This is a genomic window from Xanthomonas cannabis pv. cannabis (assembly GCF_000802365.1).
GTDB lineage: Bacteria > Pseudomonadota > Gammaproteobacteria > Xanthomonadales > Xanthomonadaceae > Xanthomonas > Xanthomonas cannabis.
The window spans coordinates 84,445-99,782 of record NZ_JSZE01000016.1 but is presented as its reverse complement, the minus strand read 5'-3'; the positions used below and the strand labels follow the sequence as shown (position 1 = coordinate 99,782).

General features: G+C 65.3%; 8 protein-coding genes. 2 read left to right on the top strand and 6 right to left on the bottom strand.

The genetic code is table 11. From position 1 onward, the window contains the following. Positions 1-372: 372 nt before the first annotated feature. The 3 genes from OZ10_RS04105 to OZ10_RS04095 are packed head-to-tail and all read right to left on the bottom strand — an operon-like array spanning position 373 to position 5,546. Entirely contained in the window at positions 373-3,543 is a 3,171-nt protein-coding gene (locus OZ10_RS04105; protein ID WP_039407364.1) for a multidrug efflux RND transporter permease subunit, read from the bottom strand. A gap of 12 nt (positions 3,544-3,555) precedes the next feature. Continuing rightward, positions 3,556-4,872 (bottom strand): efflux RND transporter periplasmic adaptor subunit, encoded by a 1,317-nt coding sequence (locus OZ10_RS04100; RefSeq protein ID WP_039407361.1) that lies wholly within the window; start codon positions 4,870-4,872, stop codon positions 3,556-3,558. 14 nt (positions 4,873-4,886) lie between these two features. Continuing rightward, entirely contained in the window at positions 4,887-5,546 is a 660-nt protein-coding gene (locus tag OZ10_RS04095; protein ID WP_039564004.1) for a TetR/AcrR family transcriptional regulator, read from the bottom strand. A gap of 277 nt (positions 5,547-5,823) precedes the next feature. Between OZ10_RS04095 and OZ10_RS04090 the strand changes: the two genes are divergently transcribed. Together OZ10_RS04090 and OZ10_RS20535 are read left to right on the top strand one after the other, a co-directional pair. Then, positions 5,824-10,833 (top strand): NAD-glutamate dehydrogenase, encoded by a 5,010-nt coding sequence (locus tag OZ10_RS04090; RefSeq protein WP_039564003.1) that lies wholly within the window; start codon positions 5,824-5,826, stop codon positions 10,831-10,833. A gap of 500 nt (positions 10,834-11,333) precedes the next feature. Beyond that, entirely contained in the window at positions 11,334-11,630 is a 297-nt protein-coding gene (locus OZ10_RS20535) for a hypothetical protein (protein WP_068835646.1), read from the top strand. Between the two features lie 114 nt (positions 11,631-11,744). Here the strand turns inward: OZ10_RS20535 and OZ10_RS22025 are convergent, their stop codons facing one another. From OZ10_RS22025 to OZ10_RS04080, 3 genes are all read right to left on the bottom strand, one after another. Further along, positions 11,745-12,299: a hypothetical protein gene (locus tag OZ10_RS22025; protein WP_139051268.1), complete on the bottom strand. Its 555-nt coding sequence runs from the start codon at positions 12,297-12,299 to the stop codon at positions 11,745-11,747. Positions 12,300-12,438: 139 nt separating this feature from the next. After that, positions 12,439-13,866 (bottom strand): DHA2 family efflux MFS transporter permease subunit, encoded by a 1,428-nt coding sequence (locus OZ10_RS04085; RefSeq protein WP_039407341.1) that lies wholly within the window; start codon positions 13,864-13,866, stop codon positions 12,439-12,441. A 480-nt stretch (positions 13,867-14,346) separates the two neighbouring features. Beyond that, entirely contained in the window at positions 14,347-15,333 is a 987-nt protein-coding gene (locus tag OZ10_RS04080; RefSeq protein ID WP_039407338.1) for an HD-GYP domain-containing protein, read from the bottom strand. Positions 15,334-15,338 lie beyond the last annotated feature (5 nt).

The window sequence follows — 15,338 nt, the reverse complement described above, 5'->3', positions numbered from 1 at the left end:
CGCCCGGGTGCGCTCCTACAACAATGTGGCGGTCGTCGCGGATCGCGCTGTGCGGGTCTTTTCCAATCACGCCATGTCACCAATCCCCGACACCCCGTAGGAGCGCCCCTGGGCGCGACGGGGGGATCGGTAGAGCCCATCGCGCCCGGGGGCGCTCCTACAAGTGTCTGGCGGGTGTTGCGGATCGCGCTGTGCGGGCATTGCCCGAGCACGGCTTGTCACCAATCCCCCATCGTAGGAGCGCACCCGGGCGCGACAGGCGTTACCGCTCATGCCCGTCGCGCCCCGGTGCGCTCCTACGGGACACCACTGTTGCGCAAAAAAAAAAGCCCCGGCATTGCCGGGGCTTTTCGTTCTACGCCCTGTCCGGGATCAACGATCCGGGCGATGCGTGCCTGAGTCGTTCTGTGCGACCAGATATTCCTTGGACTGCTCGTCCAGCTTGTCGCCCAGCATGCGGCGCACCACCACGAAGAACAGCGGGATGAAGATCACGCCGAGCACGGTGGCGAACACCATGCCGCCGATCACGCCGGTACCGATGGAGTGACGCGAGTTGGCGCCGGCACCGGTGGAGATGGCCAGCGGCAACACACCCAGGATGAACGCGAACGAGGTCATCAGGATCGGGCGGAAACGCAGATGCGCCGCTTCCAGGGTAGCCTCGCGCAGGGTCTTGCCCGCCGCGCGCTGCTCCACCGCAAATTCCACGATCAGGATCGCGTTCTTCGCGGCCAGACCAATGACGGTGATCATGCCGATCTTGAAGTACAGGTCGTTCGGCAGGCCGCGCAGCATCGAGAACACGATTGCGCCCAGCACGCCGATCGGCACCACCATCAGCACTGCCACCGGAATCGACCAGCTCTCGTAGAGTGCGGCCAGGCACAGGAACACCACCACCACCGACAACGCCAGCAGCAGCGTCGCCGCGTTACCGGCAATGATTTCCTGGTACGACATGCCGCTCCAGTCGAAACCGAAGCCCGGTGGCAGGTCGTTGTTGACGATCTCTTCCATCGCCGTCATCGCCTGACCGGAACTGCCGCCGGGCGCCGGGTTGCCGACGATGTTGACCGCCGAATACCCGTTGTAGCGGTTCAATGCCGGCGACGCGTAGGTCCATTCGGCCTTGACCACATTGCTCAGCGGAATCATCCCGGGTTGGCCGTCGGCGCCTACCGCGGTCGTGCTCGGGCTGAAGAAGTTGCGCAACGACTCGGGGCCGGTGCGGAACTGGTCGTCGGAGCGGATGTTGACGCGCTTGATGCGGCCTTCGGAGAAGTAGTCGTTGACATACACCGGTGCCAGCATCAGCTGGATCGAGTTGTAGATGTCGCTGACGTCCAGCCCCATCGACTGCGCCTGCACGCGGTCCACGTGCAACTGCAGCTGCGGCGCATTTTCCAGCCCGTTCGGGCGCACGCCCACCATGGTGTCGGCCTTTTCGGCGGCCTTGCCCAGCACGATGTTGCGCGCCTGGGTCAAGGCCTCCTGGCCGGCACCGGCGCGGTCCTGCAGCCACATGTCGAAGCCGCCGAACTGGCCCAGGCCCTGCACGGTGGGCAGGTTGACCACGAAGATCTGCGCGCCCTTGATGCCGTAGAAGGCGCCGTTGAGCTGCTGGATCAACTGCTCGGCAGTGACGTCACGCTCTTCCCACGGCTTGAGCCGGATGAAGCCCATGCCCACGTTTTCGCCCGAACCCAGGAAGCTGAAACCGGCGATCTGCAGCATGCCTTCCACCGCCGGCTGCTTTTCCAGCACCGCACGCATCTGCGCGAAGGCTTCGTTGGTACGGATCTTGGTCGCGCCCGGCGGCAGCTGCACGATCGCCACCGCAAAGCCCTGGTCTTCTTCGGGCAGGAAGCTGCTCGGCATGCGCGTGAACAGGAAGCCGCACAGCACCACCAGCACCACGAACACGATCATCCACGGCGGCGAGCGCTTCAAGGTGTGGCCAACCACGCCCACATAGCGGTGCGCCAGCTTGTCGTAGTACTTGTCGAAGGTGCGGTAGACCCAGTTCTTCTTGTCCGAATGGGTGGCCTTGAGGAAGCTGGCGCACAACGCCGGGGTAAAGGTCAGTGCCAGGAACGCGGAGAAGCCCATCGACATGGCGATGGTCAGCGCGAACTGCTTGTAAATCGCACCGGACGCACCGGGCTGCAGCGAGGAGGGGATGAACACCGCCGCCAGCACCACGGTGATGGCCACCACCGCGCCGGTGATCTGGGTCATCGCCTTCTGCGTGGCTGCCTTGGGCTCCAGATGCTCCTCGCTCATGATGCGTTCGACGTTCTCGATCACCACGATCGCGTCATCGACCACGATGCCGATCGCCAGCACCATCGCAAACAGCGTCAGCTGGTTGATGGTGAAGCCGATGGCGTACATGCCGAAGAAGGTGCCCAGCAGCGCGACCGGAATCACCAGGGTCGGGATGACCGTGGCGCGGAAGTTCTGCAGGAACAGCAGCATCACCAGGAACACCAGCACGATGGCTTCGGCCAGCGTGTGGACCACTTCCTCGATGGAGATGCGCACGAAGGTGGTCGATTCGTACGGCGCAAACCAGCTCACGCCCTGCGGGAAGGTGGGCTGCAGTTCGTCGAGCTTGGCACCGACCGCCTCGGACACGTTCAGCGCATTGGCGCCCGGCAACAGCTGGATGCCGAACGCACCGGTGGGCTTGCCGTTGTACTGGGTGTCGAAGCCGTAGTTGCTGGGGCCGACCGAGACGCGTGCGACATCCTTCAGGCGCACGGTGGCGCCATTGTTGTCGGTGCGCAGGATGATGTTCTCGAACTCTTCCGGCGAGCTGAAACGCCCCTCCGCCGATACCGTGGCCGTGAAGCTGATGCCTTGCGGGGTCGGGTCGGCGCCGACCGAACCGGCGGCGAACTGCACGTTCTGGTTGCGGACCGCGGTCAGCACCTGGGTGGCCGACAGGTTGTAGCCCTGCAGCTTCTCCGGGTTCAACCAGATGTTCATCGCGTACTCGGCGCCGAACTGGTTGGTGCTGCCCACGCCGGGCACACGCGAGATCTGCTCGAGCACGCGCGAACCGACGATGTCGTTGAGCGCGTCACGGTCGATCGACGGGTTGTCCGAGCGCAGTGCCGCCACCATCAGGAAGCCGGCGTTGGCCTTGGCCACCACCACACCCTGCTGGGTGACTTCCGATGGCAGACGCGGCGTGGCCAGCGACACCTTGTTCTGCACCTGCACCTGCGCGATATCCGCGTCGGTGCCGGTTTCGAAGGTCAGCGTGATGGTGACGCGGCCGTTGGACGCCGACGACGAGTTGAAATACAGCAGGTGGTCGATACCGGTGAGCTGCTGCTCGATGACCTGGGTCACCGCCTTTTCGGCGGTGTCGGCGCTGGCGCCGGGGAAGTTGGCGGTGACGGTGACCTGCGGCGGAGCAATCGTGGGGTACGACTCGATACCCAGATTGAGGATCGAGATCACGCCGGCAAGCGAGATCAGGATCGCCACCACCCAGGCAAAGATCGGGTGTTCGATAAAAAACTTAGGCATGTCCGGGTTCCGTCACTGCTGCTTGGACTGGGAGTCGGCCGGCTGCGCGGCCGCGTCCTGCTTGGGCTGCTCCTGCGCCGCCGGTGCCGCGGCATCGGCCGCGTCGGCGGCCGGTGCGGCCTGCGTATTGCCGGCCTGGCCTGCGGCCGGTGCCGCGCCGGGAGCGCCCGGCTGACCGGGCTGGCCGCCTGCGGCCGGCTTGTTCGGGTTCCACGGCACGCCCTTGGCCGGCTGCCCTTCCTTGGCCTTCTGCACGCCATCGACGATGACCTGGTCGCCCGGTGCCACGCCGCCGGTCACGATCCACTGACCCTGCTGCTGGCCGTCCACGGTAAGGTTCTTGCGCACCACCTTGCCGTCCTTGCCCAGCACCAGCGCATACGCGCCGGTCGCATCGCGCTGCAGGGCCTGCTGCGGCACCAGATAGGCGTTGTTGCGCTGGCCGAGGCTGGCCTTGAAGGTGACGAAGGCACCCGGCAGCAACGACAGTTCCGGGTTGGGCAGGGTGGCGCGCAGCGACACCGCACCGGTGCTCGGGTCCACCGTCACCGCCGACACGTCCAGCGTGCCGGGGTGCTGGTATTGGGTGCCGTTGCCCAGTTCCACGTTGATGGTGGACTTGCCGTCGCCGCTGAGCTGCACGTTGCCGCTGCTCTGGGCCTGGCGCAGCGAGGCCAGTTCTTCGCTGCTCATCGCGAAGTTCACGTACAGCGGGTCGATCTGGTCGACCGTGGTCAGCAAGGTGGCTTCGCCTGCACCGACCAGGGCGCCTTCGGTCACCCGCTGGATGCCGGCGCGGCCGGTGATCGGCGAGGTCACGCTGGCAAAGCCCAGCTGGATCCGGGCCGCTTCGACCATGCCGCGCATCTGCTGCACGCTGGCTCGGGAAGAGCGCTCGGTGGCTTCGGCGTTATCGATGTCCGCGCGCGAGACGTACTGCTGCGGCGCCAGGCTGCGCGCGCGCTTGGCGGCGATCTGGGCATTGGCGTAGGTCGCTTCGGCCGCGGCCAGCTGGCCTTGGGCCTGCAGCAGGGTGGCCCGCAGCGGCATCGGGTCGATCTCGAACAGCGGCTGGCCTTCCTTGACGTCGGTGCCTTCGGTGTACAGGCGCTTGAGCAGCACGCCGTCCACGCGGGCGCGCACGTCGGCCGAGCGGAACGCCGACAGGCGACCCACCAGGTCGCGTTCCAGCGGCAGCGTCTGCGGCTTCATTTCCAGCACCGACACTTCCGGCGGCGGCGGCGCCTGCTGCTGTTCGGGCTTGCTGCAGGCAGCGAGCGCCGCGGTGATGGCCAAGGCCAGGCCGAAGGTGCGGAGCGGGGCAATCATCAGGAGGAACTCCGTTAGGGTCTTGAAGTGAGAAAAGAAAGCGGGGCCGGCGCAGGCGCGGCAGGTGCCGCGGCAAACGCCCGCAAAAAGGTGTCGACGGCGAACTGCGCCCACTGCTGCCTGGCGGGCAGGCCGGCGCGATGGGGAACCTGAAACCGTTGGCGATCGAAATCCAGCCCGACGATCATGCTCAGCAGCAGCTCGGCCATGAAGTGCGGATCGTCATGGCGCAGCTGACCGGCCGCCATCGCCTGTTCGAAGCGATGCGCCAGACGTCGCTGCATGCCGACCACGCCTTCGTGGAAAATTTGCTGGGACTGATCCGGGAACCGATGCGACTCGGCTTCCAGCAGACGACAGGTCTGTAGCACATCCGGGCTGTTCAGGCGGTCAAGATGGGCCAGCGCAAAGGCCAGCAGGTCCTCGCGCAGATCGCCGGAGACCGCGTCCAGCGGCACCGTGGCCAGGTGCACGTGGTCCTGCAGCACATCGCGCAGCAGGTTCTCCTTGCAGCCGTAGTGACTGTAGAGCGTTTGCTTGGAACAGCCGGCGCGCTCGGCCACCGCGTCCATGCTCAGCCGCATTCCGCGTTCGGCAAGCAAGGTATGCACGGCAGCATGGATGCGGCGATCGCAGTCCGAACGCCGGGCAGCACGGGGGGAACGAGGGGTCATGGCGGTAGACTATACCGTCCAGTTTAGTTTTTAAACAGCCTTGACGTAGCCCGTCCGGTCTGCACAACGCCTTGTGTGCCAAGCGTCGCGCCGGACTTTGCCGGATCTGGCGATCGGCGGCGGCGCCCGGCCGGGTAGCGGCTGGAAACTTCAGACCCATACGGCTTCTGCACCCCCAAGATGCCTGCCGGGCGCTGAGCATTTGCGCTATGCAGCAAGGCGTTGTCACGGTCCATCGGTACAATTCAGCTTTCCTACCGAGCATCCCAGCGCTCTCATGACAGCCAAGAAAGCCGCTCCGAAATCGTCCACGACGTCGGTCAAACCGGTCGCCGAACGTGCCGTCCCCGTGCTTGCCACCGAACCGCAGGCGGTCACCCTCGAGCCGGTGTTTGCCGCACTGCGCAAGCGCTACCCGGCGGCCCGCCAGGGCGAGGTCCAGGCGTTCGCCGCCGACTTCTACCGGCGCATGGAAGAAGACGAGTTTCCCAATCATCCGCCCGAGCAATGGGCGGCGCTGGCGTCGGACATGCTGGAGTTTGCCCGCGTACGCAAGGCCGGCACGGTCAACGTGCGCGTGTTCAACCCCACCCTGAAGAGCCACGGCTACGAGTCGCCGCATACGCTGCTGCAGATCGTCAACGACGACATGCCGTTCCTGGTGGACTCGGTCAGCATGACCCTGTCGGACCTGGGCATCGGTGTGCACGTGCTGGGTCACCCGGTGCTGCGCATCGCGCGCGACAAGGCCGGCAAGCTGACCGCGGTGGGCGAGGGCAAGAGCGAATCGCTGATGGTGCTGGAGATCGACCGCCAGCCGGCCGATGAGATGCCCAAGGTGGAAGCGGCGGTGCGCAAGGTGCTGGCCGAGGTGCGCGCCATCGTGCAGGACTGGGCCGCGATGCGCGAAAAGATGGTGATGCTGGCCGACGACCTGGCCACCCGCCGCCTGCCCATCGACGACATCAGCCGCCACGAGGCGCAGGAGTTCCTGCGCTGGGCCGCCGCCGACCACTTCACCTTCTTCGGCTACCGGGAATACCGCGTGGAGAAGCAGGGCGGCCAGGATGTGCTGGCCCCGGTGGAAGAGACCGGCCTGGGCCTGATGCGCGGCCACGACACCTCGCCGGCGCGCCCGGTGACCACCCTGGCCGCGCACGGCCTGAATGCCTCGTCCAAGCTCAAGGACGCCTTGATCCTGACCAAGACCAATGCGCGCTCGCGCGTGCACCGCGTTGGCTACATGGATTACATCGGCATCCTGGAATTCGATGCCAAGGGCCGCATCGTCGGCGAGCAGCGCTTCCTGGGCCTGTTCACCTCCAGCGCCTACAACCGCCGCCCGTGGGAAATCCCGCTGGTGCGCCAGCGCCACGAATACGTGATGAGCAAGTCGGGGCTGACCCCGAGCAGCCACAGCGGCAAGGCGTTGCGCCACATCCTGGAAACGCTGCCGCGCGAGGAGCTGTTCCAGTCCAACGAGGAAGAGCTGTACCGCACGGCGATCGGCATCCTGGGGCTGCAGGAGCGTGTGCGCAGCCGCATGTTCCTGCGCCGCGACAAATACAGCCGCTTCATCTCCGCCTTGGTGTACATCCCGCGCGAGCGCTTCAACACCGACGTGCGCCTGCGCATCGAAGGCCTGTTGAAGGACGCGCTGCATGGCGAGTACATCGATTCGAGCGTGGTGCTGGGCGAATCGCCATTGGCGCAGCTGCATCTGATCGTGCGCCCCAAGAGTGGCGAGGCGCTGGAGTTCAACACCACCGAACTCGAATCGCGCCTGGCGCATCTGCTGCGCAACTGGCGCGACGCCCTGCGCGAAGCGCTGGTGGCGCGCCACGGCGAGGCCAACGGCCTGCGCATGGCGGCCAACTTCGGCCGCGCGCTGCCGGCCGGTTACATCGAGGACTCGTCGATCGAGTCGGCAGTGTCCGATGTCGAGCACCTGGCCACGCTGGATGGCCCCGATGACCTACATCTGAGCCTGCAGGAAATCCGTCGCGACGACGGCATGCGCCTGGATGCCGGCGAAGGCCTGCGCCTGAAGCTGTACCGCCAGCTCGACGACATTCCGTTGTCCGACGCGATGCCGATGATGGAAAACATGGGCCTGCGCGTGATCTCCGAGCGGCCGTATCGGCTGCAGGTGGGCGAAACGCCGGTCTACATCCAGGATTTCGAGGTCGAATCCACCGCCGGCAAGATCAACGCGGCCAACGCCGACGCCAGCTTCGGTGAAGCCTTCGAGCGCATCTGGAACGGCGATGCGGAAAACGACGGCTTCAATCGCCTGATTCTGGCCGCCGGCCTGCACTGGCGTCAGGTCGCGTTGCTGCGTGGCTACTGCAAGTACCTGCTGCAGACGGCGGTGCCGTTCTCGCAGGCGTATGTGGAAGCCACCTTCACCCGTTACCCGTTGCTGGCGCGCCTGTTGGTGGAACTGTTCGAAGCGCGCTTCGACCCGTCCACCGGCAGCGAGACCAAGGCGCAGATCTTTGCCGGCCAGGAGCGCTTGCGCGAAGAGTTGTCTGCGCTGGCCGCTGGCGACGAAGCTACGCTCAAGGCGCTGGAGCCGGTGCTCGAGGCCCGCGGCGGCGACCGCGCCGCGCAGCAGGAAGCGACCCGCGCCACGCTGCTGAAGCTGATGGACCGCGTGTCCAGCCTGGACGAAGACCGCATCCTGCGCAGCTTCATCGATGTGATCGATGCAACGCTGCGCACCAACTATTACCAGACCGACAAGCAGGGCAAGCACGCCCATTGCATCAGCTTCAAGCTGGATTCGGCGCGGGTGCCGGACCTGCCCAAGCCGCGTCCGTATCGCGAGATCTTCGTCTATGGCCCGCGTGTGGAAGGCGTGCACCTGCGCTTTGGCGCGGTGGCGCGTGGCGGCCTGCGCTGGTCCGACCGCCGCGAGGATTTCCGCACCGAGGTGCTGGGCCTGGTCAAGGCGCAGATGGTCAAGAACACGGTCATCGTGCCGGTGGGCGCCAAGGGCGGTTTCTACGTCAAGCGCTCGCCGGTGGGCGGCGACCGTGACGCGATCCAGGCCGAAGGTATCGCCTGCTACAAGCTGTTCATCCAGAGCCTGCTCGATATCACCGACAACATCGTCGGCGGCAAGATCGTGCCGCCGCCGCAGGTGGTGCGTCACGACCAGGACGACCCGTATCTGGTGGTCGCCGCCGACAAGGGCACCGCGACCTTCTCCGACATCGCCAATGGGCTGGCGCTGGACCACGGCTTCTGGTTGGGCGATGCGTTCGCCTCCGGCGGCTCGGTCGGTTACGACCACAAGGGCATGGGCATCACCGCGCGCGGTGCGTGGGAGTCGGTCAAGCGCCACTTCCGTGCGATGGGGCGCGATTGCCAGAGCCAAGATTTCAGCGTGGTCGGCATCGGCGACATGTCCGGCGACGTGTTCGGCAACGGCATGCTGCTCTCAAGGCATATCCGCCTGCTGGCCGCGTTCGACCACCGGCATATCTTCCTCGACCCGTCGCCGGATGCAGCTGCGTCCTTCGCCGAGCGCGAGCGCCTGTTCAAGCTGCCGCGTTCCAGCTGGGCCGATTACGACGCCAAGCTGATCAGCGCCGGTGGCGGCATCTATCCGCGCACCCTGAAGTCCATTGACATCAGCGCGCCGGTGCGCGAGGCATTGGGGCTGGAGTCCAACGTCAAGCAGCTCTCGCCCAACGAGCTGATGAACGCCATCCTCAAGGCGCCGGTGGACCTGTTTTGGAACGGCGGCATCGGCACCTACGTCAAGGCATCCAGCGAATCGCACGCGGATGTGGGCGACCGCGCCAACAATGGCCTGCGCGTCAATGGCGGTGAGCTGCGCTGCAAGGTGGTGGGCGAGGGCGGCAACCTGGGCCTGACCCAGCTGGGCCGCATCGAAGCGGCGCAGACCGGCGTGCTGCTCAACACCGACTTCATCGACAACTCGGCCGGCGTGGACACCTCCGACCACGAGGTGAACATCAAGATCCTGCTCAACGACATGGTGCAGGCCAAGAAGCTCACCTATGACGCGCGCAATACGTTGCTGGCGTCGATGACCGACGAAGTGGCCGACCTGGTGCTGTGGGACAACTACCGCCAGAACCAGGCGATCAGCTTGATGGAGCGCATGAGCGTCAAGCGGCTGGGCTCCAAACAGCACTTCATCCGCACGCTGGAACTGCAGGGCCTGCTCGATCGCCAGATCGAGTTCCTGCCCTCCGATGCCGAGCTGTCGGCACGCAAGGCACGCGGGCAGGGCTTGTCGCGTCCGGAACTGTCGGTGCTGCTGTCGTACTCCAAACTGGTGGCGTTCCAGCAGCTGCTGGAATCGGACATCCCCGAAGACCCGTACCTGTCCAAGGAATTGCAGCGGTACTTCCCGCAGCCGCTGCAGAAGAAGTACGCCGATGCGATGGAGCGTCACCGCCTCAAGCGCGAAATCATCGCCACTGCGGTGACCAACACCACCATCAACCGCATGGGCGCCACCTTCCTGATGCGCATGCAGGAAGACACCGGCCGCAGCATCGCCGAGGTGGCCAAGGCCTACACCATCAGCCGCGAAACGCTGGATGCGCGCGCGCTGTGGACGCAGATCGATGCGCTGGACGGCAAGGTGCCCGAGTCGGTGCAGATCGATGCACTGGAAGTGATCTGGCGCCTGCAACGCTCGTTCGTGCGTTGGCTGCTGCTGCGTCCGGGCCAGATGCCGGGCATCACGGCGGCGGTGGAGCGTTACCACGGCCCGTTCAACGACATCCGTGTCGCCTCGGGCGTGTTGTCCGATACGCAGCGACCGCTGTACGAAGCCAGCGTGCAGGAGTGGCAGGACAAGGGACTGCCGCCGCAACTGGCGCAGCAGCTGTGCGAGCTGCGCTACCTGGAACCTGCGTTCGACATCATCGAAACCGCCCGCACCCGCAAGCTCAAGCCGGTGGACGTGTCCAAGGTGCATTTCCGCCTGGGCGACGCGCTGCGGCTGCCGTGGTTGTTCGAGCAGATCGACGCGCTGGAGGTCAACGGCCGCTGGCATGCGGTGGCGCGTGGCGTGCTGCGCGACGAACTGGCCGCGCATCAGCGTGCATTGGTAGGCCAGGTGCTGACCATGCCCGGCAGCAGTGCCGAGGACAAGGTGGCCAACTGGCTGGCGCGCGACGATTCCAGCCTGCGCTTCACCCTGGCCATGCTGGCCGATGTGGCCGAGCAGAAGACCCTGGACTACCCGACCGTGTCGGTGGCAGTGCAGCGGCTTGGGCAGTTGGCCGCGCACGGGATGTAACGTCGGTTCCGCGGTGGCGAGACGCTGTTTCGCCACCGCGGTGACCGCAGCACGCCGTGTTGCCATTGCGTCTACAAAAATGCCGCCCCAGGGCGGCTTTTTTGTATGCAACTGCGGCACTTGACACTCCTAGTTGCCGCAATGAAGACTCTCGTAGCTGCGATAAATCTCGCAGCCTGGTGTGGAAGCCCGAAATCCAAGGCGCACAAGCGCCCACGCTGTCGATGCAGGCGCTTTTTTTGCGCTTGCTGATTGATGGCGGGGGCGTGCTCGTCAGCTTTATGGCGGGCGGTGCGTGGGGGCCGAAAGGCCCGCCGGCCCTTGGACCGGTCTTCCAACCGCGCACCGTCCGCCACCTTGTTTGGAAGCGGGGTGACGGACTCCATCATCCAAGGAGACCCGTCATGCCGCGCACCGATTCTGCTCGTTCGGGCAGCACTTCATCAGATTCACGTACCACAAGCCACAAAGCATCCAATCTCACTTCGGAGCATGAAGACGTGTTCTTCCGTCGGCTGTCCGAATCACGCGGTGCGGAGGCCACCAACGGCCTCCATTGGTCTGATCTGCCGATGCAATTTGGCCTGGCTCTCAAATGCGCACATATCGATCATTGCCTGGTCGGACTGCATGGTGTGCTGGAAGTGCTGCATGCCAGCGAGGCAGCCCGTGAGGCTGGCCAATCTGGCCTGGGGGGGCAGCTCACCGATCGCTTGCTCTACGCGACGCGTGCGCTGGCTGAGTCGGGAAAAGAATCGTTACATGCGTTGCAGGAACGTATTGCAGCTACGTCGTGAGATGCATTGCTAACGTCCTTTATCGCGTCGCGCATCCTGGGTGCGCCGTTCAGAGGCTCCCAGGATGCTAAGCGAGGTCTCGTTCTAGCTGTTCATGGGCATAAGAAAAAATGCCTATCCTGACGATCTCAACCTGTGAGCAACGTACATCCCTAGACTCATGCCGCTGGATTCAAAATCTCGGCCTAAAAAAATGACGTGCTTACCTTCACTCGCTGCCGATTTGAGCGGACCGGGCTTTTGCGCGCTTTCAGCAGTGAGAACGACTGCGTCACCCGCGCGTCCAGCCAGGTCTGCATCAGTCGCTCCTGCTGGCAGGCCTGAGGCCTTGCGCTTGCGTGGTGGGTCTGCCCGGTAATGCTTTGCGTGCCACTCTCTTTCCTGTGCTGACTGGAAAGTGGCTTGTCCGAAGCCTGCATAGGGGGCTGCGAATCCGAAAGAGCGGGTGATCTTTATGGTGTTCTGCTCTCTTAATTTCTGGATCGACCGTTTCAGGTCGCTTTTGTCGGACCCGTCAGCACCGATGGCGGGAATTGCCGCCAGCTCAATGTCCACCTCGGTCGTAACGCGTATCTCGTAACGTTGCGGGGGCAGCTCCTTTTTAAGGTCTATCCCATGCTTGATAACGTAGTTCCACGCGCATGAATCAATGTACACATACAATTTCATACACGAAGCTGCCGGTTTTCAAGCTGTGTTATCGAAAGACATTACGCGATTTCTGATCGTCTGATCGCAGCCGGCCACTCCTAATGCCGAGGGATGCTCTGTTGTCAATAAGCTTGCGAAGGCGTTGTTCAGAGCGTCCCTAAGCCCGGTGCCCGCTCATTTCCTGTCCGGCGTCCTTGTCGAAACGCACATGCCACCAGGTGGCGCTGAGCGAGATCAGGCTGACCACGCAGAACGCCAGCGAGAAATCGCGCTGCGCCGGTTGGGTATGGTCGCCGGCCAGCATGGCCAGTTTGAGGATCATTGCGCCGGCACACACGCCCACCGAGAGCATCAGCTGCTGCAAGGTGGTGTACAGGCTGCTGGCGCGGCTCATGCGCGCGCTGGGTACGTTTTCGTAGGCGATGGTGTTGTAGGCGGCGAACTGGAACGACATGAAGGCGCCGCAGCACAGCAGCAGGCCGAACATCAGCGCCGGTGGCCAGTCGGGGCGGAACAGCGCGCACACCATGTAGCCCAGGCTGGCCAGCACGCCATTGCCGATCAGGCTGTTGCGGTAGCCGAAGCGGCGCAGCAGCTGCGGGGTGATGCTGCGCATCAGCAGCGCGCCCAGTGCAGTGGCCAGGATCAGGCGGCCGCTGTGCGCGGCGCTCATGCCTAAGCCGATCTGGAACAGCAAGGGCAGCAGGAACGGATGCGCGCCCTGGGTGATGCGCATCAGTGCGCCGCCGATCACCGACAGCCGGAACGAATCGATGCGCAGCAAGCTCAGGTCCAGCAACGGGGCGGGGTGGTTGCGCGCATGCCAGAGATAGCCCAGCGCAGCGGCCGCGCCGGTGGCCAGCAACCAGCTGGCCATGCCGATGCCGTCGTCCTGACTGACCATTTCCAGGCCGAACAACAGGCAACCCAGCGCCACGCCGCACAGCACGAACCCGCGCAGGTCGAAACGTGTCGGCGCGCTGTCGGTGGGAATCTCCGGGATGAACCGGCGCACCAGCAGGAAGCCGGCAATGCCGATCGGCACATTGATGTAGAAGATCCAGCGCCAGTCCAGATACGAAACGAAGAACCCGCCCAGCGGCGGCCCCAGCATCGGGCCGATGAAGGCGGGCACAAGCGTCCAGGCCATCGCAGAGACTAGATGGCGGCGCTCTACCGTGCGCAGCAGGATCAGCCGGCCCAGCGGGGCCATCATCGCGCCACCAGCGCCCTGCAGCACGCGTGCGGCCACCATGGTGGGCAGGCTGTCGGCCAGCGAACACAGGATCGAGCCGGCGACGAACACCCAGATCGAGGCGCCGAACACGCGGCGCAGGCCGAAGCGGTCGGCGATGGCGCCGCTGGCCGGGATCAGCACCGCCAGCGCCAGCAGGTAGCTGGTCATGGCGATGCTCATGGCCGGCGCGGCCACGCCAAAGTCGCGCGCCAGCGTAGGCAGCGCGGTCGCCAGCACGGTGGCGTCCATCTGCTCCATGAAGATGGCGCAGGCCAGGATCAGCGAAATAATGCGGTAGTCGGGATAACGCGGCGGGGCGGTGCCGGCGTCGGACACGCTGGAAGACATCGGACTCTCGGTTGCGGGGCTGCATCGACGGCGCCAGTGGGGCGTCCGGATCGGCCCGCGTCGCACGGTGTTGTGCGGCGCAACATGGGTATTGTCCGCTGGTGTGGGGTGGGGTTCAAGCGCACGTGGGTAACAGTGCGTGCTTGTCGCTGCAGACGCGGTGGTTTGGATGGTGGACGCTGGTGTTGACGCAGAGGCTTGCGGCTGAAGCGGCTGGTGGGACGTAGCAGCGTGCGATGGCGATAGAGGACGCGCGAAGTGATGCGTCGTCGGCTGGTCGTCCCGAGTGGCCCGCACCCTCATCCGGCGCTGCGCGCCACCTTCTCCGGGGGGAGAAGGATCGGGCTGCAGCACGCGAACAGGGATGGCACCTGGACAAAGCCCCTCTCCCCGCGGGAGAGGGGTTGGGGTGAGGGTACGCCGGAAGACAGCCAACCCGACATCGCGAATGGGCGGTTGTCTTGGCGACCCGAATCAGCGCTATGCCGCCCGGCTGTCCCAGGCGTCCTTGATCTGCAGGATCTGCGGCAATGCCTCGCGGAAGTGCTGTACCAGGCGCGGTTCCAGTTGCTTGCCCGCCATGCTCTCGATCTTGCGCATGGCGTCTTCCACCGTCCACGGCGCCTTGTACGCGCGCCGGCCGCACAGCGCGTCGAACACATCGGCCACCGCCACGATGCGCGCCGCCTCCGGGATGGCTTCGCCGGCCAGCCCTTGCGGGTAGCCGCTGCCGTCCCAGCACTCGTGGTGATGCAGGGCGATGTCGGCGGCCAGCTGGAACACCGGCCCGCGCCCGTGGCGCAGCAGGTCGTGCCCGGCCTGCGGGTGTTGCCGTACCACCGAGCGCTCGTGCTCGTCCAGCGCGTCGGGCTTGTGCAGGATGCTGCCGGGTACGGCGATCTTGCCGGCGTCGTGCAGCGGTGCGGCATCCTGCAGTACCTGGGCCTGCTGCGGCGACCAGCCGGCGGCTTCGGCCAGCACGCGTGCGTATACCGCCATGCGCCAGATATGTGCGCCGGTATCCACGTCCTGGCCCTGGCCTGCCGTGCCCAGCAGGTGGATCGCGTCGCGGTATTGCTGCGCCAGGCGTGTGCATTCGGCCAGTTTGAGTTGCGTGCCGATGCGCGCCTTGAGCAGCGCCGGCGAGTAGGGCTTGCTGACGTAGTCGGCCGCGCCCGCGTCCAGCCCGGCGCGTTCGTCCTGCTCGCTGCTGCGCGCAGTCACGAACAGGATCGGGATGGTCTGGCTGGCCGGCTGCCGCTTGAGCGTGCGAGCCACCGCGTAGCCGTCCATGTCCGGCAGTTCCACATCCAGCAGGATCAATGCCGGTTGATGGCGCGTCACCGCATCCAGCGCCTCGCCGCCGGTCTTGGCGAAGACCAACGGGAAATCGTCGCGCAGCAGCTGGCGCAAGGTGGCCAGGTTGCTGGATTCGTCGTCGACACAGAGCAGGGGACGGGACGGCATGGAGG

Excerpts from the sequence above, each read along its gene's own strand:
- OZ10_RS04080 (WP_039407338.1), bottom strand. The coding sequence starts at position 15,333 with ATGCCGTCCCGTCCCCTGCTCTGTGTCGACGACGAATCCAGCAACCTG.
- OZ10_RS04100 (WP_039407361.1), bottom strand. The coding sequence starts at position 4,872 with ATGATTGCCCCGCTCCGCACCTTCGGCCTGGCCTTGGCCATCACCGCG.
- OZ10_RS04090 (WP_039564003.1), top strand. The coding sequence starts at position 5,824 with ATGACAGCCAAGAAAGCCGCTCCGAAATCGTCCACGACGTCGGTCAAA.
- OZ10_RS04085 (WP_039407341.1), bottom strand. The coding sequence starts at position 13,866 with ATGTCTTCCAGCGTGTCCGACGCCGGCACCGCCCCGCCGCGTTATCCC.
- OZ10_RS04105 (WP_039407364.1), bottom strand. The coding sequence starts at position 3,543 with ATGCCTAAGTTTTTTATCGAACACCCGATCTTTGCCTGGGTGGTGGCG.
- OZ10_RS22025 (WP_139051268.1), bottom strand. The coding sequence starts at position 12,299 with ATGAAATTGTATGTGTACATTGATTCATGCGCGTGGAACTACGTTATC.
- OZ10_RS04095 (WP_039564004.1), bottom strand. The coding sequence starts at position 5,546 with ATGACCCCTCGTTCCCCCCGTGCTGCCCGGCGTTCGGACTGCGATCGC.